We start from the raw sequence: 19,947 nt of genomic DNA on the forward strand, positions 1-19,947 counted from the left end.
TTCGTTCCTGCTAACAAAATGGATTGTGCAGGAGGCTTATTTTCCTGACATAATCCGCATGGCTCAAGGCAACATTATAACTACACAAGGTGGAGGTGTTTCATGTAGGTGTAGGTAGGGAACGGTAGGAGTGATTGCTGGTGATCCGACAGAAGAATAAAAAATGGATGGGAAGTCTGCTGCTTCTCCTCACGGCGCTTGTCGTCTGTTCCACCCCGTTCCGCGATCTGTCCTCCTTCCCCCGCGAGCTGCGCATCATGGAGGGGTCTCTCGAACAATTGCGTGTATCCATGCCAGTAATGGGAACTTTGGTCAACAGTAATCCAGACATTTTGCACGTTAACGGGACAGAAGCGCGCGAAGTGTCCGTTGATTTGAGCAAGCCCATGTCAGTTGAGCCGAGACGTGCAGGTGAAGCCAACCTGCAGGTAAAATGGCGAAACATTCCGCTGAAGTCAGTGAAAGTGAATGTGCTGCCTGATTTGCGTCTTTACCCGGGGGGCCAGTCCATCGGGGTAAAATTGCAAACGGCGGGAGTACTCGTAGTGGGACATCATCTCGTCAGTAACGGAAGAGAAAAGGTTTCTCCGGGAGAGCAGGCTGGCATCCATGTAGGCGATATGATCGTTAAAATCAACGACATGTACATCAACGACATGAACGAGGTCAAAAAGCTGATCAACGAAGCAGGCAAAAAGAACAGCCCGGTTCAGTTGCTGGTGGTTCGCGGCAAGGAGAAATTGACGCTCGTCTTGCATCCCGTCAAGGATCGGAAGGACGATGAATACCGGATGGGGCTCTACATTCGGGATTCTGCCGCAGGAGTTGGAACCCTCACGTTTTTCGACCCCAATACCAAGGCGTACGGAGCATTGGGCCATGTCATCTCCGACGTGGATACGGGACAGGCTATCGTCGTGGGAGATGGTCAAATCGTGCAAGCCAGCGTAACATCAATTGAAAAAGGACAAAGCGGAAATCCTGGAGAGAAGTTCGCCCGCTTCTACAATGAAAGCGAAGTGCTGGGCAATATCACCAAGAATACGCAGTTCGGCATCTTCGGCAAAATGAAGGAAGAGCCAAAACGCAGTTACTACAATGAGCCCTTGCCGGTCGCATTGGCCGAACAGGTAGAGGAAGGCCCTGCCAAAATCCTGACCGTCGTGAACGGACAGAAGGTAGAAGAATTCGATATTGAAATCGCCAATGTAGTCAAACAGCATTTCCCCGCAACCAAAGGCATGATCATCAAGGTGACAGATAAGCGCCTTTTGGAAAAGACAGGCGGGATTGTCCAAGGCATGAGCGGGAGTCCCATCATCCAAAAAGGAAAAATCGTAGGTGCCGTGACGCATGTATTTGTCAACGATCCTACGTCCGGTTACGGCTGCTACATCGAATGGATGCTGCAAGACGCAGGAATCCATGTCCGTCCAACCCCGAAATCACAAGGTCCTGCCGATTTGGCAGCATGAAGCCTCTACGAAGCCGTCCGCATCTAAGCGAGGCGGCTTTGCCTATAAATTGGAGTGTAACCTGACAGGTGAACAAAACGTCTAAATTTGAAGAACGGTTAAGCGATATCTGGCAAGAATCAGGATTCTTTGTCGAAATATCAGGTAAATCATTCAAACTTTCGTCATTGGCAGGAAAGGAATGGGGTTTGTCGAATCTTTTTCAGAGTGAAAAGATGGTGTAGACTAATCCGGATCCATAACTCCTTAGAATGTCATCTTCTTTCCAAAAGACCGTTCATTTGTTAGGGGGAACGACCTTGAGCAAGATTGAAGTGTTGTTGGCAGATGATAATCGTGAATTTGTAAGCCTGTTGGAAGAGTACATGAGCAGCCAGCATGACATGGATGTCATCGGTGTAGCTTACAATGGCAATGAGGTAGTCAAATTACTCCAAGAACGAGTCCCAGACGTACTGATCCTGGATATTATTATGCCTCACCTGGATGGACTGGCTGTCCTTGAGCAGATTCAAGCCATGAGACTGAGTCCGCAACCCAAAATCATTATGCTTACGGCCTTTGGCCAAGAGGAAATCACGAAAAAAGCGGTTGAACTAGGTGCGGCCTACTATATTCTCAAGCCATTCGATATGGAGGTTTTGGCGCAGCGAATTCGCCAGATCACCAATTCCAAGCCAGCATCTTCCTTTGTCTCCGCAAGCAAACCGTCATCCTCCCTTGCAGTCAGAGGAAGAAATCTGGATGCGAGCATTACCAGCATTATTCATGAGATCGGCGTTCCCGCTCATATCAAAGGCTATTTGTATTTGCGCGAAGCGATCACCATGGTGTACAACGATGTGGAGCTGCTCGGCTCTATCACCAAAGTCCTGTACCCGGACATCGCGAAGAAGTTCAACACCACCGCAAGCCGTGTTGAGCGGGCTATCCGTCACGCCATCGAAGTGGCATGGTCCCGCGGGAATCTGGACTCCATCTCTAGCCTGTTCGGATACACCATCTCCAATACCAAGGCAAAACCGACCAACAGCGAGTTCATCGCGATGGTGGCGGACAAGCTGCGGATTGAGGCGAAGATAAGCTGAAACAGGTAGTACAAGCAGTGCGGATATTTTCAGAAGGTAAGTCATATTTTTTTAGACATTAGCCTAACGAGGCTAGTGTCTTTTTTATGGGTTTCCAAGGCAAAGAAAAGATCGCCTCCTTCCATGTTTCCAGAGGCGATCCGCTTTACCCCCCAACCTTTTACTCCAGTCGGAGGATTTGTATTTGCTGGTCTTCAATGGTCGCATCGTATTCGTGCGTCCAAACCCGATGTACCGCATTGTGCGTCACCAGCTTACTCTCCAGATTCGCGGTAAAATCGATGCAGGACCGTCCTCTCACGCCTTCAACCTTTTCCTCGACATTACCATCCTGATCCACTGCAACGCGAAGTGTTTGATTCGCAGCACCGATGGTGAGCACAAACGAATTTTGCGAAAGATGGCTTTCTTCGGTGACGGTCACCTCGGTTCCATTTGCTCGAATCTGGTCTGCCATCGCATGGACCGCACATCGTAAATATTCGATGCGCAACGAAGAAAGAAATTGCTCACCTTTTCGTTGCAACTCATCCGGCGATAAAAAATCTGATTCAAAATAGGGAACAAGGCCATCCTCTGTCTCGATAAAGAACAGGTTCAGATTTTCTATGGTTCCCGTTAACAGCTTTCCAATCACGTTTTCTGCGATTTGCAGCTTCTTTGCAAATTGATTTCGATATTCGACCCACACTCGATTCTCAGGGTTATAGCCAAGATTGCGCATGGCTCGATAGAGGACTCGCTTGTCTCGAAAAGTCATCGGGAAAGATGTACAATGGCTCATGATATGCACCCCTTAAAAATCGATATTTCTGCCGACCAGCTCTTCGTGGGTATTCCCTGTAACTACGGTGTTGCTGTTACTCAAGCTTGCCCGCACTGCGTGAACATTCGCCCAATCACGTAATTTGGAAATTTCATGTTCACGCGACTTAGCCAATGGCACAGTACGCTGAATGGCTTTGATGATATCATCTGTCGTAAGGTCACGTCCCTCTTGGTTTTCATGAACACGCTGGGAAAACGCCTCCATCAAACCTTCGTGCACAGAATACTCGATTTCCGATCCCGTCAAGCGGATTCCTTGCCCCCAATAGCTCTCGCCAGAAGTCTCTACGAGGAGGGGAATATCAAATTGATTTACATCCCGTTTGATTCGGTCAATGTGGATTTTAAAGATTTCCGCCCTTTCCTCCGGGCTGGGAAGATCCACAAAAAAGATCTCGTCAAATCTCCCTTTTCGCAATAACTCCGTTGGCAATTGCTCGATATTGTTCGCAGTTGCGAAAACAAAAACAGGGGATTTTTTCTCCTGCATCCAGGTTAACAGGGTACCAAAAATTCGTGTGGCAACACCGCCATCCGATCTTCCGTTGCCAACGCCTGACAAAGCTTTTTCAATCTCGTCAATCCACACAATCGAAGGGGCTACTGCTTCACACATCGCAAGAGCCGAACGCATATTGGCTTCTGAAGAGCCTACAACACCTGCAAACACACGTCCTAAATCCAATCGCAACAGCGGCATTTGCCAAGCAGCGGCTACACTTTTGGCACACAAGCTCTTTCCGCATCCCGGTACACCGACCAGAAGAACACCCTTGGGCCAGTTGATGCCGAATTCTCTCGCTTCCAACGAGTAAGAAGCTTTTCGCTTCATCAGCCATCTTTTCAGATTGTCCAAGCCGCCGATCTGCTCCAAACGAAGATCCTCCGTCGAGATGTATTCTAGGATGCCTGACTTTCGGATGATCTGTTTCTTCTCATCCAGCATGCTGGAGACGTCACCATCGGAGATCCCTCGATTTTTTACCAGGGATTTCGCCAAACAGTTTTCAATCTCATTCTGTGTCAACCCGACAGCAGCACGTGCCAAAGCTTCAATCACCGCGGGAGACTGATCGATATGAATTCCTTCCCGGCCCTTGTATTGGTTGGTGAATTGAACAATGATTTGTTTGACCTCATCCAGATCTGGCAGGGGAAGATCGACAATCGTGATTTCTTTTTGCAACTCGATTGGTATCTCTAGGGTAGGAGCAATCACGATACAGTTGGAAGGAAAGCCAGTCTTGATCTTTTGTGCAAATTCACGAAACGACCGGATATAAGCAGGAGAAGAAGAACTGCATATGAAAGGATGAAGATCACAAAATAAAAATAGTGAAGGAACTTTAGCCAATTCCTCTGCCATGTACAGAGCGGTGCGGAAATCCGTACTTTTCGGATCGAGTTCTTTACCGTCCAGAACAAGCCCGGTAGTTACAGTCCAGGTTATAATTCGTTTGTGCAGATTTTTACCGATTTGCTCAAAAACCTCCAAAGCACGTTCTTCTTCAGCTGTATTAATGTATAGAATGCTATAGCGTGCACGTATCAAATACTCTACTTCTTCAATGAAATCAGACAACATCGTTCTCATAACCACCTTATCTGTGTTGATCTACCATACCCAATACACTTTTTGTGGGAAAACCTGTCATATAAACGGATTCTTCATTTCCAATCACCTCTACGCGCCGCTCGGGAAGCAATGCGGATTCGGGGATGCGATCCGTCACCTTGACCAACCTTTTTCCCTTCCAAATCTCAGTCGCAGCATCGATGTATGGTCCGGCCAAGATAGCGTCAAACTGCAGGAGAGTCCGACGTTTTTCAGGAGATTTTTTGATGGCCTCGATGGTATAGCCCGTAAACAGGAGAGCTGTTCCGGGATTTACTTCTCGAAAGGCTCGAACCAAATCGTAAACATGCACTGCCTGATCCAGCGGCTCCCCGCCTGAAACCGTAATCCCGTCAACATGTAACTTCCCCAATGTTCGACCCAATTCAATCGGGTTATATTCGATTCCTTCTTGTTCACTTGAATGTGTCGAGGGATTGAAGCAGCCCTTGCATCCGATCGAACATCCCTGTGTCCATACAACAGCCCGGACTCCTGGACCATTCACTCGGCTATAGGTACAAACTTCATGGACGCGAAATCGATTCATCTCGTACGCACCTATTTTCTCTATAGATCGATATATCTTTCCGGTTTGGAATCCTGATTAGACGTTTCACTCGAAGGACTTGAAGAAGACTGCAGATCCAGATGACGAATGTGAATGTGCGGTGTGTTTTTCGTCTCATTCCTCGATGCTTGCCAGTCGATGTCCATTCGACGATCTCTTTTCAACGGATTCGCCTCATTTTTCAGAGAATTGACCACTGAAGAAAGTAGAGCATCGTCCAATGCTTGCAAAAAGTGCTTGAAAAATTCTTCTGGTGAATCCTGATTGCTGTTTCCGTCCAGTAATATCCGAAGTGTGCGGTCATCACGGGTCACAATCGTGATGAGAAAACCGTCGCCTTTGTTTCCATTGCCCATGATCCCTAGCTTCTGAATATCACGTAGGGGACATTCATATCGAAGAGCTTCTTCCTTATTTTGCATGACGATACAGAGTAAGGAATCCTGCTTCGCGACGATAATTTTATTTCCTTCAACCGCTTCATTCCAACTGACAAAATCTTTATAAAGGGCTTTCACAATATCAGAGGATGAGATAATCCCGAGTTCTTCCAATTCGAAAAGTGTAGCATCATCAATTGTAGTATGAAGAGACACTCTTCGAATCAAGAAAAACTGAATATACAAGATTCCAGCTATTCCGAAGGTAAGAGCTTGTCCAATTCCTGTTTTGAGTACGATTGACAAGCAGATGAGTCCCACAATGAAGATTTGCGCGTAGGTGTAATGCTTCAGCTTTGCCTTTCTTGATTTCCGATAGAAGCCAAACCCTTTACCTGGTTGATATTCAGCTACCACACCATCGGACATTTCACGGAACTTGAAGAGCGCAAAAATTCCGCCAACTACAAACAGCAATCCGCAGATGATCAAGAGGAGATTTTCGCTAATAAAGCCAACGATCGTAAGGACACTGAAAAAAATCAAGGAAAACCATAGCGTCTTTATCTTTTTCTTTAGATCTCGCACAACTTCTTCTTCGGAAATCATCAAATAGCCCCCTCTAATCTCTGGTTAAGGATTACCTATTTTTCAATTCCTACCATTATAAAACAGGAAATAAGCACCAGTAAACCAACAATCACGGTGGGTCTATTGTTACCAAGTCTAGGAATTGTTCAGCAATACTCATATGCTTTAGGAATTGGTTTTGCTCGTAAAAAAAGATATACTTGAAGGTAGAGGTGAGCTTCGTCAAACGGCGAAAGGCCATTCCCAAAAAATGGATCGACTGCAAGATGCCATGCCTTTCTTCCCGAAGGTCATAGTAACGAAAAAACGAGGTACCCAACCATGGAAAAACAATCAGAACAATGCCCGAAATGCGGCTGCAAAGAAATCGGCAGAGGGAAACAAGCGGGGCACGCGCTCGTCTTGCCCGACAACAAATTTTTTTCGCTCGGATCACCAATCTTCCACCACATCTGCACGCAATGCGGCTATGTGCTGGAAAGCTACGTGGATAAACCATCCCGGTTCAAAAAGTAGCAGTCGGTGCAATTTTCCGAAAGTGCTCAATCATGTTGATCCTCGGCAGAAAATATGTAAAATAAATGAAAAAACCTACGAGACGAGAGGACGTGGTGCACCATGCGTAATTTGGATGAAATTCTCGCTTTCAATCGCGAGTTCGTCGCCAACAAAGAATATGAAAAATACCATACGACCAAGTTTCCGGATAAGCGAATGGTAGTCTTGTCTTGTATGGACACGCGGCTGGAAGAGCTGCTTCCCAAAGCGATGAACATGCGAAATGGCGACATCAAGCATGTAAAAAGCGCGGGAGCAGTCGTATCCCACCCATTCGGCGCTATTATGCGCAGCATCATGGTGGCGATCTACGAATTGAACGCTGCGGAGGTCATGGTGATCGGTCATTACGACTGCGGGATGAGCGTCATCGATGGCAAACGTGTCATGAAGAACATGACGCAGAAAGGGATTTCACCAGAGACCTTGTCCGTCATCGAGAATGCTGGCATTGATCTGAACGGCTGGCTGCAAGGCTTCGACTGTGTAGACGACAGTGTGAAGGAAAGCGTGCGGACGATCAAAAATCACCCCCTGCTGCCGCCTGACATTCCGGTACACGGATTGTTGATTGATCCGGCTACAGGAAGGTTGGACGTGGTAGTCAATGGCTACGACGAAGTGAAATAGAACGAGCATACTTTTCAATATTCAACCTTAATAATGGGCTTTTAACCAGTGGACGAACTGCACAACCAGGTCGTCCTCTTTTTTTGGCAGTAAATAAGCAAGAAGAGTCGGACGGGTCAAGGCGCCATCGGCAATATCATGTACGCACAGGCGTCCTGCAGCGGCTTCCTCTTCCACGATGCGAGAAGGGAGCAAGGCGATGCCCAATTGTTGCTCCACCATTTTTTTGACAGCACTAAAGCTGTCCAATTCCATGATGATGTTCGGAAAGACGCCTTGCTGCGCCAAAAAACGGTCTACACGCTGCCGAAAGGGTGCCGTGTGATTGCCAAAAACGATCATCGGTTCGTTTCCCCAACCCTGAAAGCCGGGAAAATGCTTCGCCCAAGGATGTGTCGGTGCTGTAACCAGCAGAATGCGATCGCTTGGCAGAAATTCCTGGTGGATGTGCGGGTGGTAGATTTCGCTTCCCAAGAAAGCGATGTCTGCCGTTCCGCTCAGGAGAGCCGAAAGCGACTCCTCATAAAGCGTCGAGCGTACATAACAGGTGAACTGTGGATGAGCTTTATGGTATTTTCCTAGCAGCCGCGGCAGCTCCGTGGCAATAAATGACTTGCCGGCGACGATGGTAAGGGATTGGCGCTGCTCAGATGGTGTTGTCAATAGCCGCATCTGCTCGACGATGCCCGCGACGATCGGGAGATATCTTCTTCCCTCGCCAGAGAGCTCCACGCCAGAGGAACTGCGGATAAACAAAGCCGTCCCCAGCTGTTTTTCCAATTGCTGAATGCGGTGGGTGACGGTGGACTGAGCCAAAAAGAGGGCTTGGGCTGCGCGATTGATTGAACCATGACGGGCGACTGCGAGAAAAACCTCCAAGCTTTGTTGATCCATCTGTTGCTCTCCTTTTTGATTATCGAGTTTTTCGATAACGGGTTATCGATATTCTATAACAAAATGGTACGTATTGGGAATACAATGAGGACAGGAGGTGGTAGTCATGCCACAGAAAGCAACGAATGAGCAGAAACAGGCCGTGCAGGAACAGTTTGGGAAAAATGCGGAGCACTACGTGCAAAGCCCGAGCCATGCCCAGGGGGACGATCTTGCATTGCTGAAGGATTGGATTGAACCGCAGCCGCAGTGGATCGTGCTCGATATCGCAACCGGTGGCGGGCATGTGGCCCGTACATTGGCTCCCCATGTCCGACAGGTCGTTGCCACCGATCTGACGAGACCCATGCTTGAAGCGGCATCCCGTGCCAATCAGCGAGCGGGGACGAAGAATATCCTCTACGTGCAGGCAGACGCAGAGCAATTGCCTTTTCTGGACGAATCCTTTGAAGCGGTGACTTGCCGCATTGCCGCACACCATTTCCCGCAGCCGGAGCAGTTTATTCGCGAGGTTTCACGGGTATTAAGGCCAGGAGGACGGTTCCTTTTTATCGATAATGTGGTCCCCGCAGACCCAGAGCTGGCAGACTTTATCAACCGCATCGAAAAAATGCGCGACCGCAGCCATGGCCGTTGTCTTTCCGTAGAACAATGGCAGCAGCTGTTTGCAGCCAATCGCTTGCAGGTCTTGCGTCAGCGTGATCGGAAAAAGCGTTTTGACTTCCCCGCGTGGGTGCGGCGGACTTCCGAAGGACCGCAGCAAGAAGCTGCGGTGGAGCAATTCATTCTTGAAGCAAAAGAACAATGGCAGGCCTATCTGGAGGTAAAAGTGGAAAATCAGCGTGTGCTGACCCATCAGTTGGACGAGTGGATGGCGATCTGTCAAAAGAAAGGAAATGATCAACATGGCGATGAGGTTTGAATGGATGGGACTGGATCACGTGCAATTGGCGGCTCCAGCGGGTTGTGAGGAGGAGGCGCGCCGCTTTTTCTCCGGATTGCTGGGCATGGAGGAAGTAGAAAAGCCAGAAAAACTGCGGGTCAGAGGCGGAGCTTGGTTTCGCTGCGGCATGCAAATGATCCATGTCGGAGTAGAGGCTTCCTTTGTACCGGCCAAAAAAGCACACCCTGCTTTCCTCGTCCGCAATATCGAAACCCTGATGCGGCATCTGGAGGAGCATGGAGTTGCTTATCGGCTGGATGATGAGATCCCTGGGCTCATCCGTTTCTTTACCGAGGACCCTTTTGGCAATCGGCTGGAGTTCATGGAGGTTCGATAATCGTGAATATCAATTTTCATGATGAAAAGAACAAAACGGCTTACAGCGGGCGTTCAGCAGACGAGACTTGGCTTGAAGCGATGCGCGCCATTATCGACCCCGCAGGCAAACGGGTGGTCGATGTGGGATGTGGAGGCGGCATTTACAGCCAGGCTTGGCTTGAGTTCGGAGCCAAATCCGTCGTCGGTGTCGATTTTTCCCACGCTATGCTAGGGACAGCACGCAGTCAGGCCGCGGGGCAGGACTCACTTGCTTTTGTATATGGAGATGCCCTTCATACAGGTTTGCCTGACGCCAGCGTAGATATTGTTTTTGCCCGGGCCTTGATTCATCATTTGACGGACCTGGAAGGTTTTTTTGCCGAGGCGTGCAGGCTATTGGCACCGGGAGGAGTGGCTATCGTGCAGGATCGGACGATGGAGGACGTCATGGTTCCGGGTTCGCCCCGACATATCCGCGGTTTTTTCTTCGAAGTCTTTCCCTTTTTGCTGGAAAAAGAGAGAAGTCGTCGCCCTGATAGAGGGCAGGTAGAAGATGCGATGGCAAAGAATGGATTTACAGCGCTGGAATGCCGCAGCTTGCTGGAGACCAGACGAAGGTACGCGGATTGGCGCGAGCTCGAAGCTGATGTGCGGGCACGCACGGGGCGCTCGATCCTGCATGCGCTGACAGATGCGGAACTGGACGAGCTGATTGATGCGATGAGACAAAAGCTTTACGGGCAAACTGAAATTGTTGAGCAGGATCGCTGGAGCATTTGGATAGGGAAAAGAGATGGAGGCATACTAGCGTAAATAACCTAGTAATTGTGAATTCCGCTGTCACAAATAGGATTCGACTTGTAACAGAATGGGCGAAGCTATATAATGAAAATTGGCATTGTATTCCGGTTAGCTTCATCTCTTTAAAGGAGTTGTTACAACTATGAAGATTATTTTCTTCGATTTTCTGATGTTGGTCTTCACAATCTTGATTGCATGGGGTTTCTTGCGCTCTGTAAAGGCAAAGAACAAATTCGCCAGCGCCTTCGCTTTCATCTCTCTGGTGGTTTTTCTGTTCTGTGATGGACTGATCATTTACTACGCTACACAAGGATAGAGCAAGTACGCTCTAGGTAAAAAGGGGCTGACCCAAGGTAGATTCTCTCTACTTTGGAGTCAGCCCCTTTTTCGCATTTTCACGCATGGCAGCCGGAAATATTTAGCATACTAGAAAGGGAGGTGGAGCAGGTGGCGAAGCGTAAACATCCGGGTATTCAATCGTATACCGCCGTCGTAGCAGCCGACCGCAGGACGAAGCAATTATGCAAGCGTATCCTCTCCCAGCAGATCGCCTTGATTGATCACGCCGATGTGGACGAAATGGCCGCCCGCTCCTTGCTGGAAGCGGATGTGAAGGCTGTCATCAACTTGTCTCCTTTCATGACAGGCCATTATCCGGCGGAAGGAGCCCTTTTGCTGTTGCGAGCCGGTGTGCCGCTCTTTGAGTGGGAGCAAGATTCACAACAGAGTCCCACAGACTGGATCGAAGCTTTGGACGGCCGATATATCAGCATTCGCGATCATGTGTTGTTTACATATTCAACGTCGGAATGGCATCCGCTCACAGCATTGCGCCCTGTAACGGACGAGAAGATTTACGCGAAAAGGAAGGAAGCCCATTCGCGTCTGGACCATACCTTGTCCCTGTTTATTGACAACACCCTGCAGTATGCGGGACGTGAAAAGGACCTGTTTTTAAAACCGCTTTGTCCGTTGAGGTTGAAAGTCCAGATGACAGGAAAGCATGTGGTCGTCGTCGTGCGAGGCAAACATTACAAGGAAGACTTGACCACACTCGCCCCGTATATCCGAGAGTGCCGTCCTGTCCTGATTGGTGTGGATGGGGGAGCGGATGCGTTGCTCGAGTCGGGGTACCAGCCCGATCTGATCGTAGGGGATATGGACAGCATCTCAGACAGGGCCCTGCTGTGTGGCGCAGAAGTAGTCGTCCATGCATTTCCCGACGGGAGCTGCCCGGGAGAAGAGCGCGTGGAGCAGCTGGGTATTCCTTACCAGATTCTGCCGGCCCCCGGTACGAGCGAGGACGTAGCGATGCTGTTGGCCTTTGAGCACGAGGCAGAGCTGATCGTCACGATTGGGACGCATACGAACATGATTGATTTTCTGGAAAAAGGACGAAAAGGCATGGCGAGCACCTTGTTGGTACGCACCAAGATCGGGCCCAAGCTGGTCGATGCCAAAGGAGTAAGCCAATTGTATCAGCCGCGTTGGTCGTGGAAGCTGTGGGGCTGGTGTCTGGTCGCGATGCTCGTGCCGATCGGAGCTGCTCTCGCCATCAATCCCGTCGCCCGTCACGCGGCCCAAATGATTTGGATGCAGTGGCGATTATGGGCGTTTTAGGAGGTAGGGCATGATTCATTTTCGCTATCATCTCCTTTCCCTGATTGCGGTTTTTTTTGCGCTGGGAATAGGGATTCTGCTGGGAGGGACAGCGGGTCAGAACTGGTTCGCCCTGGGAGAAAAAGAAGTGCTGACGAGAATGGAAGAGAAATACGATCGGGCCTTGAAGAGCAATAATGAGCTGAAGCAACAAATGAGGCAGCTGTTGAAGGAAATGGAACAAAGCAATCAGGATGTCATCCATCTGATGGCGATGCGCTATGCCAACGACTTGCAGGGCAAAAGGGTGTACCTGTGGCATCAACCTGACCTGCAATTGGGGCGAATAGCTCAAGTGATGGAATCCGTCGGAATCGAGCTGGTGAAAGTCGAGGGTGGAATTGCGCAGATCGATGGCCCGGTCTTGCTGTTTGGGCAGGCGAAGCCGGATTGGCTGTCGCAGTTGCCCAGTGATAGCCGCTGGCTGCAGGTGGAGCAGGTCCCGATCACGCCGGCCGCCCAATGGGAATTGCTTGAAAATGTACAAAAACTCCTTGCTGAAATGAGGATCGAACATGAAAAGAGTTAGCATCGTGATCCCGGCCTACAATGAAGCGGAGACTATCAGTGCGACTCTGCGGGCCATTCGCGAGAGATTTATCAGTGAAGAGGTTATCGTTGTGGATGACGGCAGCACAGACAACACCCGGGAGTTGGCGAGTCAATGGGCCGATCTGGTCATCCCCATGCCCGCCAACCAAGGGAAGGGTGCTGCGCTGCAGGTTGGCTGGCAGCAAGCGACGGGAGACATCATCCTGCTGCTCGATGCGGATTTGCGGGAAAGCGCCGGGGAGGCAGTCCATCTGCTGGCACCGCTTTTGGAGGATCGTTGTGATTTGGCTGTCGCAGTACTGCCCAGACCGAAAGTACGGGCAGGCATGGGACTGGCCAAGGGCTTGGCCTATCACGGCATTCGTTACCTGACGGGATTCGAGCCGAATGCTCCCTTGTCTGGACAAAGAGCGGTACGCCGTGAACTTCTACATCATTTGCGAAAGCTGGATGGCGGATTTGGCGTCGAGGTGGGAATGACGGTGGACGCACTTCGGGCAGGGTATCGGGTCATGGAAGTTCCTGTGCCGTTTTCTCATCGGGAAACAGGAAATGACTGGTCTGGCTATCGACACCGGGGAAAAGAGTTTTTGGCAATCGGTCGAACCCTTTGCCGCAAGTGGTGGGAGGGACAAATATGGGCACGGAATGGATAACGGCCTTGGTGCTTGGATTGGGGATTCCCATTCTGTTGCAGGGGCCGCTTTTACCTGTTGTCCGGCAAAAATTGAGGGACAGAGGATTGACCCGGACGAACTATAAAGGTCTCCAAGTAGTGACTGCCGGAGGTCTCGTCCTCGTCGTGTCCAGTGTGGCGGCTTGGGCGGCAATACTCGCTTACTGGGGATGGAAACAGGTAGAGAAGGAAGTTCTGGTAGAGGGTTGCCTGCTATTGGCAGGGCTTTTGTCGATGGCTTATTGGGGCTGGCTGGACGATGTTTCGCTGGATAAGGAGGCCAAGGGCTTTCGCGGTCATTTTGGCGTTCTGTTGCGCGAGCGCAAGGTGACGAGCGGCTTGTGGAAAGTGTGGGGAGGAGGCTGCACGGCCATGGCGGTCGCGTACGGGTTGACCGATTCTTTGGCCATGTGGCTGCTCGCAGCTTGTCTGCTGGCTGTCTCCTCGAATCTGCTCAATCTGTTTGACTTGCGGCCAGCCCGGGCGATTAAGGTTTTTTGGCTGATTCTCATTGTCGGGGTCATCGTTTCCCTGTTCGCCCTGCGCGACTTCAGCCAGCCGTCTGTCTGGATCTGGCTGTGTCCGCTGTTTGTCTCGTCCCTTTTGCTGTTCCGCCATGATGCCAGGGGGGAGATCATGCTCGGCGACACCGGGGCCAATGCGCTAGGCTTCGCTGCTGGCTTTGCGCTCATTCGGGGAATCTCCTGGGAGGGACAAGCATTGCTGCTGCTGTTTTTTGTCCTGCTCCATGTGCTCGCGGAATTCGTCTCGTTTTCCCAGATCATCGCGCGCGTCAAGTGGCTGGAGCGAATGGACAGATGGGGCCGATCATCCGAGATGGCCAATCATAGAAAAGAACCAAGCACCTGAATGCCTGGTTCTCCCTGACGCCGTCCTCTTACTCATCATCTTCCGGTTCAGGAATCATGAAACGCGGCTGAACCCGATTTTTTTTGCGCTCGTGATGCAAGATAAAGCCAGCTATAAACGCCATCGGGATCGCAAAGCACAGCACCCCGAGGATCAGTTTTCCCCATAAAAAGCCGACATCCGGGTCCATGGAAAAGAAAAAGGCATCCCGAATCAGCTTGATTCCAAACATGGCGATAGCAGCAGGGATCACCATGATCAGAAGCGCGACTAATTTTTGACCTAGCAAGGGTGTTTCACACCTTTCTTCATGACCGGACTCTCACCCGGCGATGCATCGACGACCGCTGTTTCTTCCTTTTCCCATCATAGCGGAAGCCCTGTGGCTTGTCCAGAAGCGGAAAGCATTGAGCGAGCGCACGTTAGGGAAGATCGCCTGTCCATCCATGCTTCATTGGAGTACAATGGATAGCGAGTAAGGGTAAAGTGAGGGGCGTGCCATGCACAAGCTGCTGATCGTAGGAGCGGGACGGGGCGGAACAGCCCTGCTGCGGATGCTCAATCAGATGGAACGGATGAAGATTGTCGCGGTTGTGGATCGGAGTGAGGACGCACCAGGACTCGCCTTGGCCCGATCCTTCGGAATACCGGTAGACACGGACTATCGGGATTACCTGGACGAAGATCTGGATGTCATTTTGGAAGCCACCGGTGATGTACGGGAGTACGAGTGTCTTAGGCGACTGAAGCCCGAAAAGACAGTACTGATCCCCGGCACCTTTACGCGGATCGTGATGCGATTGATTCGCGAGCGAGACAAGCTGATTGCAGCCATGATGCAAAATCAGCGGGAACGTGAAACGATGCTCAACTCTACGCACGATGCCATTATCGGCGTCAATCGCCATGGCATCATTACGCTTTTTAACAAGGCAGCAGAACGATTGATGGGGATGGATGCCGCTTCTGTGCTGGATACTAGAGTAGAAGAGCGAATCCCCAACACCCGGTTACATATCGTATTAGAGACTGGTCAGCCCGAATTGAACCAGAAGCAGATCCTTCCCAACAAGACGCGCATTATCACCAATCGGGTGCCTGTGCGAAATGAGCGGGGAGCGGTCGTCGGGGCAGTCGCCATTTTCCGGGACAGTACGGAAGTGATGGCGCTGGCGGAGGAAATTACAGATCTGAAAGAATTGCAAAGCATGCTGGAAGCGATCATCCAATGCTCCGACGAGGCGATCTCGGTCGTGGACCAGAATGGCAACGGGCTGATGATCAATCCGGCGTACACGAGGTTGACGGGACTTACTCCAGAGGACGTCATCGGAAAACCGGCGACTGTCGATATTTCGGAAGGCGAAAGCATGCACATGCAAGTGCTCCAAACGCGAAAAGCCGTTCGCGGAGTGCCTATGAAGGTAGGCTCCAAACGCAAGGACGTAATTGTCAACGTCGCCCCCGTCCTCGTCGACGGCCAATTGAAGGGGAGTGTCGGGGTTGTACACGACATTTCCGAGTTCAAGCGTCTGACCGAGGAGCTGGAGAAGGCGCACCGCATCATCCGTACGTTGGAAGCCAAGTACACGTTTGCGGATATTATCGGACGCAGCGAATCGATGCATGCTGCGATCGAACAAGCCAAACGGGCAGCCATGACGCCGGCCACGGTCTTGCTTAGGGGAGAATCGGGGACGGGAAAAGAGCTTTTCGCCCATGCCATTCACAATGAGAGTGCAAGAAAATACAAGCCCTTTATCCGTGTCAATTGCGCCGCGATCTCCGAGAGTCTGCTGGAAAGCGAGCTGTTTGGCTATGAAGAAGGGGCGTTTACCGGTGCGCGGCGCGGCGGCAAGCGGGGTCTGTTTGAAGAGGCAAGCGATGGGACGATATTTTTGGACGAGATCGGCGAATTGTCGATGGGGATGCAGGTCAAGCTTTTGCGCGTCCTGCAGGAACGTGAAATCGTCCGCGTCGGAGGAACCAAACCGATTGCCATCAACGTCCGCGTGATTGCAGCGACGCACGTGAATCTGGAATCCGCCATCCAAGCAGGCCGATTCCGCGAAGACCTCTACTATCGGCTTCATGTCATCCCCATCTACATACCGCCGCTGCGTCAGCGTCAGGATGACATCGAGCCTTTGGCAATGCATTTGTTGCGCAAAGAAAACCAGGAGTACGGCCGCAATGTCGAGCAAATCGCCCCGGACACGTTGCAGATGCTGCACAGCTATTCATGGCCCGGAAACGTGCGCGAGCTGGAAAATGTCCTTGGGAGAGCGATGATCCACATGCGTTTGCACGAACGGGTCATTTTGCCGGAGCATCTTCCTCCACTGGAGCGCAACATTGCAAGCGCGGAGACGGAAAAAGCGATGGACGTCCAGTCATCCGGAAAAACGTTGAAGGAAGCCGTTGAAGAAGCTGAGCGCAAGCATATCCTGCAAGAACTGAAGGCGGCCAAAGGAAATCGCACCATGGCAGCAAAGCGATTGGGGATTGCAGTACGCAGCCTGTACTACAAAATGGAAAAACTCGGGATAACAGAAGAGGAGCAGTAATCAGAAAGATGAACTGTGCAAATTTTTGCATGCAAATTCTTGCGTTGTAGTGCAAAATTTTGCAGGGTAGCTCGATCCTATTTTGTATCAAAAGCCAGTAAAATAAAGCGCTTTCAAGACTGCTTGTCTTTTGGCACGACACTTGCAACGTAGATTATGGCGAGTCATGTATTCTCTCCTGCATCTAGGCCGAGCGCTGATCGACGTACGAAGCAGAGACTGAATGATACTAGGGAGGTTTCTTCATTGAGCATTTTTGATTACATGCAAAAATACGATTACGAGCAGCTGGTTTTTTGCCAGGATCAGAATTCCGGTCTTAAAGCCATTATTTGTATTCACGATACAACACTTGGTCCGGCACTGGGCGGTACCCGCATGTGGCCGTACAAAAACGAGGAAGAAGCGATTGTCGACGTTTTGCGCCTTGCACGCGGAATGACTTATAAAAATGCCGCAGCAGGACTCAATATTGGAGGCGGAAAAGCCGTCATCATCGGCGATCCGCGCCAGCATAAGAGCGAAGAGCTGTTCCGCGCTTTCGGACGCTACATCCAGGGGTTGAACGGGCGCTACATCACTGCCGAGGACGTGGGAACCTCTGTAGCCGACATGGACCTGATCCATCTCGAAACGGATTACGTCACAGGCGTCTCTCCTGCATTCGGCTCCAGCGGCAACCCTTCTCCGGTGACTGCCTACGGCGTATACCGGGGGATGAAAGCCGCAGCCAAGCGTGCTTACGGCAGCGATGATTTATCCGGTCGCGTCGTGGCAGTGCAAGGTGTCGGGAATGTCGCGTACAATCTCTGCCGCCACCTGCATGAAGAAGGCGCCCACCTGATCGTCACGGACATCAATGAAGAAAATGTCAATCGCGCCGTGAATGACTTCGGTGCAAAAGCCGTCGGCGTCAATGAAATCTTCGGAGTGGAATGCGACATTTTCTCTCCTTGCGCACTGGGTGCAGTGATCAACGACGACACGATTCCTTTGCTCAAGGCAAAAGTAATCGCTGGGGCAGCCAACAATCAGCTGAAAGAAGAAAGACACGGCGATCAAATTCACGAGATGGGCCTCATCTATGCGCCTGACTACGTGATCAATGCAGGCGGTGTCATCAACGTGGCCGATGAGCTCCAGGGCTACAATCGCGAGCGCGCGCTGAAAAAAGTGGAGACCATCTACGACAATATCTTGCGGGTATTCGAGATTGCCGAGCGCGACGGTGTTCCTTCCTACAAGGCGGCAGACCGCATGGCGGAAGAAAGAATCGCAAGTGTCGCAAAATCACGTAATACTTTCCTGCAAAATGGCAAGACTGTTTACCATCGTTAATAGAAGTGAAGCATGATCGATTCCCTGGCCTGCTCTCCCTCTGGTAGAGGGGGTCAGGGTCTACATACGCAACGTTCTTTCGAATATTCATACTAGCCATTCCATACATCGTGGAGAAACCCGGTGCTGCTTGCTTCCGGGATGAAAGGGGATGTCAAACATGTCTCAGGAGTTTGATCTGGTTGTCCTGGGTGGAGGAACAGGAGGCTATGTTGCAGCGATACGCGCTTCCCAGCTGGGGATGAAGGTCGCGATCGTGGAAAAGGAAAAGCTCGGGGGAACCTGCCTTCATAAAGGGTGCATTCCTTCAAAAGCCTTTTTGCGCAGTGCGGAAGTATTCGCAACCTTGAAGGAGAGCGACAAGTACGGCGTGCTGGCTGGTGAGGTAGGGTACGATTTCGGCAAGGTTCAGGAGCGCAAGAAAAGCATCATTGAGCAGCTGCACAAAGGCGTCCAGTTTCTGATGAAAAAAGGCAGCATCACCATTTTTGAGGGCTTCGGCCGCGTCATGGGCCCCTCTATCTTTTCCCCTCAGGCAGGTGCCGTGCGAATCGAGAAGGAGAACGGCGATCAGGAAATGATCGTTCCTCGTTTTCTTTTGCTGGCGACAGGCTCGCGGCCTCGGACATTGCCTGGCCTGACGATCGACGGGACACAAGTCGTAACGAGCGATGAAGCCTTGGAGTGGGAAGAGTTGCCCAAGTCCGTCGTCATCGTGGGTGGTGGCGTGATCGGCATCGAATGGGCATCCATGCTGAATGATTTCGGAGTAGATGTGACGGTAGTCGAATACGCAGACCGCATCCTCCCGACGGAAGATGAGGAAGTCAGCAAGGAAATGGCGCGATTGCTGAAAAAACGCAAGGTGCAGATCGTGACCGGAGCCAAGGTGCTGGCTGAGTCCGTAGAAAAGGGAGACGGTCTGGTCAAGATTCAGGCGGAGACGGCAAACGGTGTTCAAACCTTTGAAGCTGTCAAAATTCTCGTTTCCGTCGGGCGACAGGCCAACGTGGAGAACCTTGGTCTGGAAGCGACAGAAATCAAGGTGGAAAAAGGGGCTGTCGTGGTCAACGAGCATTTCCAAACGGCTGAATCTCACATCTATGCCATTGGTGATGTAATCGGCGGTTTGCAGCTGGCGCACGTCGCTTCCCACGAAGGGATTTTGGCAGTCGAGCACATGGCAGGTTTGCAGCCGCATCCGCTGGATTATACACAGGTGCCCAAATGCACCTACAGCCGTCCGCAAGTGGCGAATGTCGGCTGGACGGAAAAAGAGGCACGCGAGCAAGGCTTTGAGGTGAAGGTCGGCAAATTCAGCTTTAAATCTCTGGGCAAAGCATTAATCGAAGGGGAGAATGACGGCTTCGTCAAGCTGGTAGTCGACGTCAAGACCAATGACCTCCTCGGGGTGCACATGATCGGTCCGCATGTGACGGATATGATTTCCGAAGCGGGACTGGCACGCGTGCTGGATGCGACGCCGTGGGAGATCGGTCAGACGATCCACCCGCATCCGACGCTGTCCGAAGCCATCATGGAAGCAGCATTGGCCGTAGACGGCAAAGCGATTCACAATTAGTGAAGGAGGGT

The 19,947-nt window shown here is 51.0% G+C and carries 21 protein-coding genes; 15 read left to right on the top strand and 6 right to left on the bottom strand.

What is annotated here, in order from left to right; all coding sequences use genetic code 11:
• The first annotated feature begins 140 nt into the window (after window positions 1-140).
• Window positions 141-1,475, top strand: a complete 1,335-nt coding sequence (spoIVB, locus tag EDM58_RS19255) for a SpoIVB peptidase (protein WP_122914756.1) — start codon at window positions 141-143, stop codon at window positions 1,473-1,475.
• Window positions 1,476-1,774: 299 nt separating this feature from the next.
• Window positions 1,775-2,563 carry a sporulation transcription factor Spo0A gene (spo0A, locus tag EDM58_RS19260; RefSeq protein WP_023554542.1) on the top strand — a complete coding sequence of 263 codons (789 nt, stop codon included), beginning with the start codon at window positions 1,775-1,777 and terminating at the stop codon, window positions 2,561-2,563.
• A gap of 160 nt (window positions 2,564-2,723) precedes the next feature.
• Here the strand turns inward: spo0A and EDM58_RS19265 are convergent, their stop codons facing one another.
• From EDM58_RS19265 to EDM58_RS19280, 4 genes are read right to left on the bottom strand one after another with little or no spacing between them, the layout of a single operon-like run.
• Window positions 2,724-3,347, bottom strand: coding sequence for a DUF2997 domain-containing protein (locus tag EDM58_RS19265; RefSeq protein WP_122914757.1), 624 nt, complete (start codon window positions 3,345-3,347; stop codon window positions 2,724-2,726).
• 12 nt (window positions 3,348-3,359) lie between these two features.
• Window positions 3,360-4,976, bottom strand: a complete 1,617-nt coding sequence (locus tag EDM58_RS19270; protein ID WP_122914758.1) for an AAA family ATPase — start codon at window positions 4,974-4,976, stop codon at window positions 3,360-3,362.
• 16 nt (window positions 4,977-4,992) lie between these two features.
• Complete coding sequence (locus tag EDM58_RS19275; RefSeq protein WP_122914759.1) at window positions 4,993-5,556, bottom strand: 4Fe-4S single cluster domain-containing protein; 564 nt, start codon at window positions 5,554-5,556, stop codon at window positions 4,993-4,995.
• Between the two features lie 20 nt (window positions 5,557-5,576).
• Window positions 5,577-6,566, bottom strand: coding sequence for a hypothetical protein (locus EDM58_RS19280; RefSeq protein WP_122914760.1), 990 nt, complete (start codon window positions 6,564-6,566; stop codon window positions 5,577-5,579).
• Window positions 6,567-6,869: 303 nt separating this feature from the next.
• On the opposite strand from EDM58_RS19280, the gene EDM58_RS19285 reads away from it, so the two are divergent.
• Window positions 6,870-7,064 (top strand): transcription initiation factor TFIIIB, encoded by a 195-nt coding sequence (locus EDM58_RS19285; protein WP_122914761.1) that lies wholly within the window; start codon window positions 6,870-6,872, stop codon window positions 7,062-7,064.
• A 102-nt stretch (window positions 7,065-7,166) separates the two neighbouring features.
• Window positions 7,167-7,736: a beta-class carbonic anhydrase gene (locus EDM58_RS19290; protein WP_122914762.1), complete on the top strand. Its 570-nt coding sequence runs from the start codon at window positions 7,167-7,169 to the stop codon at window positions 7,734-7,736.
• Window positions 7,737-7,763: 27 nt separating this feature from the next.
• On the opposite strand, the gene EDM58_RS19295 is transcribed toward EDM58_RS19290, so the two are convergent.
• Window positions 7,764-8,630, bottom strand: a complete 867-nt coding sequence (locus tag EDM58_RS19295; protein WP_122914763.1) for a LysR family transcriptional regulator — start codon at window positions 8,628-8,630, stop codon at window positions 7,764-7,766.
• Window positions 8,631-8,736: 106 nt separating this feature from the next.
• Here EDM58_RS19295 and EDM58_RS19300 point away from each other — a divergent pair, with 106 nt between their 5' ends.
• The 8 genes from EDM58_RS19300 to EDM58_RS19335 all read left to right on the top strand — a co-directional run bounded on the left by EDM58_RS19300 (window position 8,737) and on the right by EDM58_RS19335 (window position 14,449).
• Window positions 8,737-9,552, top strand: coding sequence for a class I SAM-dependent methyltransferase (locus EDM58_RS19300; protein WP_122914764.1), 816 nt, complete (start codon window positions 8,737-8,739; stop codon window positions 9,550-9,552).
• A complete protein-coding gene (locus tag EDM58_RS19305) occupies window positions 9,536-9,910 on the top strand; it encodes a VOC family protein (RefSeq protein WP_122914765.1) in 375 nt (124 codons plus the stop codon). The genes EDM58_RS19300 and EDM58_RS19305 overlap by 17 nt, the downstream gene beginning before the upstream one ends.
• A gap of 2 nt (window positions 9,911-9,912) precedes the next feature.
• Window positions 9,913-10,704 carry a class I SAM-dependent methyltransferase gene (locus tag EDM58_RS19310; protein WP_122914766.1) on the top strand — a complete coding sequence of 264 codons (792 nt, stop codon included), beginning with the start codon at window positions 9,913-9,915 and terminating at the stop codon, window positions 10,702-10,704.
• Between the two features lie 130 nt (window positions 10,705-10,834).
• Complete coding sequence (locus EDM58_RS19315) at window positions 10,835-11,008, top strand: DUF2759 family protein (RefSeq protein ID WP_023554533.1); 174 nt, start codon at window positions 10,835-10,837, stop codon at window positions 11,006-11,008.
• A gap of 131 nt (window positions 11,009-11,139) precedes the next feature.
• Window positions 11,140-12,312 (top strand): putative cytokinetic ring protein SteA, encoded by a 1,173-nt coding sequence (gene steA, locus EDM58_RS19320; protein ID WP_122914767.1) that lies wholly within the window; start codon window positions 11,140-11,142, stop codon window positions 12,310-12,312.
• A gap of 10 nt (window positions 12,313-12,322) precedes the next feature.
• A complete protein-coding gene (locus EDM58_RS19325) occupies window positions 12,323-12,880 on the top strand; it encodes a copper transporter (protein ID WP_122914768.1) in 558 nt (185 codons plus the stop codon).
• Entirely contained in the window at window positions 12,867-13,559 is a 693-nt protein-coding gene (locus EDM58_RS19330) for a glycosyltransferase family 2 protein (protein ID WP_122914769.1), read from the top strand. The genes EDM58_RS19325 and EDM58_RS19330 overlap by 14 nt, the downstream gene beginning before the upstream one ends.
• Window positions 13,541-14,449: a UDP-N-acetylmuramyl pentapeptide phosphotransferase gene (locus tag EDM58_RS19335; RefSeq protein WP_122914770.1), complete on the top strand. Its 909-nt coding sequence runs from the start codon at window positions 13,541-13,543 to the stop codon at window positions 14,447-14,449. The genes EDM58_RS19330 and EDM58_RS19335 overlap by 19 nt, the downstream gene beginning before the upstream one ends.
• A gap of 28 nt (window positions 14,450-14,477) precedes the next feature.
• On the opposite strand, the gene EDM58_RS19340 is transcribed toward EDM58_RS19335, so the two are convergent.
• Window positions 14,478-14,738 (bottom strand): DUF2627 domain-containing protein, encoded by a 261-nt coding sequence (locus EDM58_RS19340; protein ID WP_122914771.1) that lies wholly within the window; start codon window positions 14,736-14,738, stop codon window positions 14,478-14,480.
• Between the two features lie 211 nt (window positions 14,739-14,949).
• On the opposite strand from EDM58_RS19340, the gene EDM58_RS19345 reads away from it, so the two are divergent.
• The 3 genes from EDM58_RS19345 to lpdA all read left to right on the top strand — a co-directional run bounded on the left by EDM58_RS19345 (window position 14,950) and on the right by lpdA (window position 19,936).
• Window positions 14,950-17,016, top strand: a complete 2,067-nt coding sequence (locus EDM58_RS19345) for a sigma 54-interacting transcriptional regulator (protein ID WP_122914772.1) — start codon at window positions 14,950-14,952, stop codon at window positions 17,014-17,016.
• Window positions 17,017-17,262: 246 nt separating this feature from the next.
• A complete protein-coding gene (locus tag EDM58_RS19350) occupies window positions 17,263-18,354 on the top strand; it encodes a Glu/Leu/Phe/Val dehydrogenase dimerization domain-containing protein (protein WP_122914773.1) in 1,092 nt (363 codons plus the stop codon).
• A gap of 160 nt (window positions 18,355-18,514) precedes the next feature.
• Window positions 18,515-19,936: a dihydrolipoyl dehydrogenase gene (lpdA, locus tag EDM58_RS19355; RefSeq protein WP_122914774.1), complete on the top strand. Its 1,422-nt coding sequence runs from the start codon at window positions 18,515-18,517 to the stop codon at window positions 19,934-19,936.
• Window positions 19,937-19,947 lie beyond the last annotated feature (11 nt).

This window comes from Brevibacillus panacihumi (assembly GCF_003710985.1).
In the GTDB taxonomy this organism is placed as follows: domain Bacteria; phylum Bacillota; class Bacilli; order Brevibacillales; family Brevibacillaceae; genus Brevibacillus; species Brevibacillus panacihumi.

What these genes read in the sequence shown, in the direction of transcription:
- EDM58_RS19265 (WP_122914757.1), bottom strand. Translation starts at nt 3,347, where the DNA reads ATGAGCCATTGTACATCTTTCCCGATGACTTTTCGAGACAAGCGAGTC.
- EDM58_RS19270 (WP_122914758.1), bottom strand. Translation starts at nt 4,976, where the DNA reads ATGTTGTCTGATTTCATTGAAGAAGTAGAGTATTTGATACGTGCACGC.
- EDM58_RS19275 (WP_122914759.1), bottom strand. Translation starts at nt 5,556, where the DNA reads ATGAATCGATTTCGCGTCCATGAAGTTTGTACCTATAGCCGAGTGAAT.
- EDM58_RS19280 (WP_122914760.1), bottom strand. Translation starts at nt 6,566, where the DNA reads ATGATTTCCGAAGAAGAAGTTGTGCGAGATCTAAAGAAAAAGATAAAG.
- EDM58_RS19285 (WP_122914761.1), top strand. Translation starts at nt 6,870, where the DNA reads ATGGAAAAACAATCAGAACAATGCCCGAAATGCGGCTGCAAAGAAATC.
- EDM58_RS19290 (WP_122914762.1), top strand. Translation starts at nt 7,167, where the DNA reads ATGCGTAATTTGGATGAAATTCTCGCTTTCAATCGCGAGTTCGTCGCC.
- EDM58_RS19295 (WP_122914763.1), bottom strand. Translation starts at nt 8,630, where the DNA reads ATGGATCAACAAAGCTTGGAGGTTTTTCTCGCAGTCGCCCGTCATGGT.
- EDM58_RS19300 (WP_122914764.1), top strand. Translation starts at nt 8,737, where the DNA reads ATGCCACAGAAAGCAACGAATGAGCAGAAACAGGCCGTGCAGGAACAG.
- EDM58_RS19305 (WP_122914765.1), top strand. Translation starts at nt 9,536, where the DNA reads ATGGCGATGAGGTTTGAATGGATGGGACTGGATCACGTGCAATTGGCG.
- EDM58_RS19315 (WP_023554533.1), top strand. Translation starts at nt 10,835, where the DNA reads ATGAAGATTATTTTCTTCGATTTTCTGATGTTGGTCTTCACAATCTTG.
- EDM58_RS19325 (WP_122914768.1), top strand. Translation starts at nt 12,323, where the DNA reads ATGATTCATTTTCGCTATCATCTCCTTTCCCTGATTGCGGTTTTTTTT.
- EDM58_RS19330 (WP_122914769.1), top strand. Translation starts at nt 12,867, where the DNA reads ATGAAAAGAGTTAGCATCGTGATCCCGGCCTACAATGAAGCGGAGACT.
- EDM58_RS19335 (WP_122914770.1), top strand. Translation starts at nt 13,541, where the DNA reads ATGGGCACGGAATGGATAACGGCCTTGGTGCTTGGATTGGGGATTCCC.
- EDM58_RS19345 (WP_122914772.1), top strand. Translation starts at nt 14,950, where the DNA reads ATGCACAAGCTGCTGATCGTAGGAGCGGGACGGGGCGGAACAGCCCTG.
- lpdA (WP_122914774.1), top strand. Translation starts at nt 18,515, where the DNA reads ATGTCTCAGGAGTTTGATCTGGTTGTCCTGGGTGGAGGAACAGGAGGC.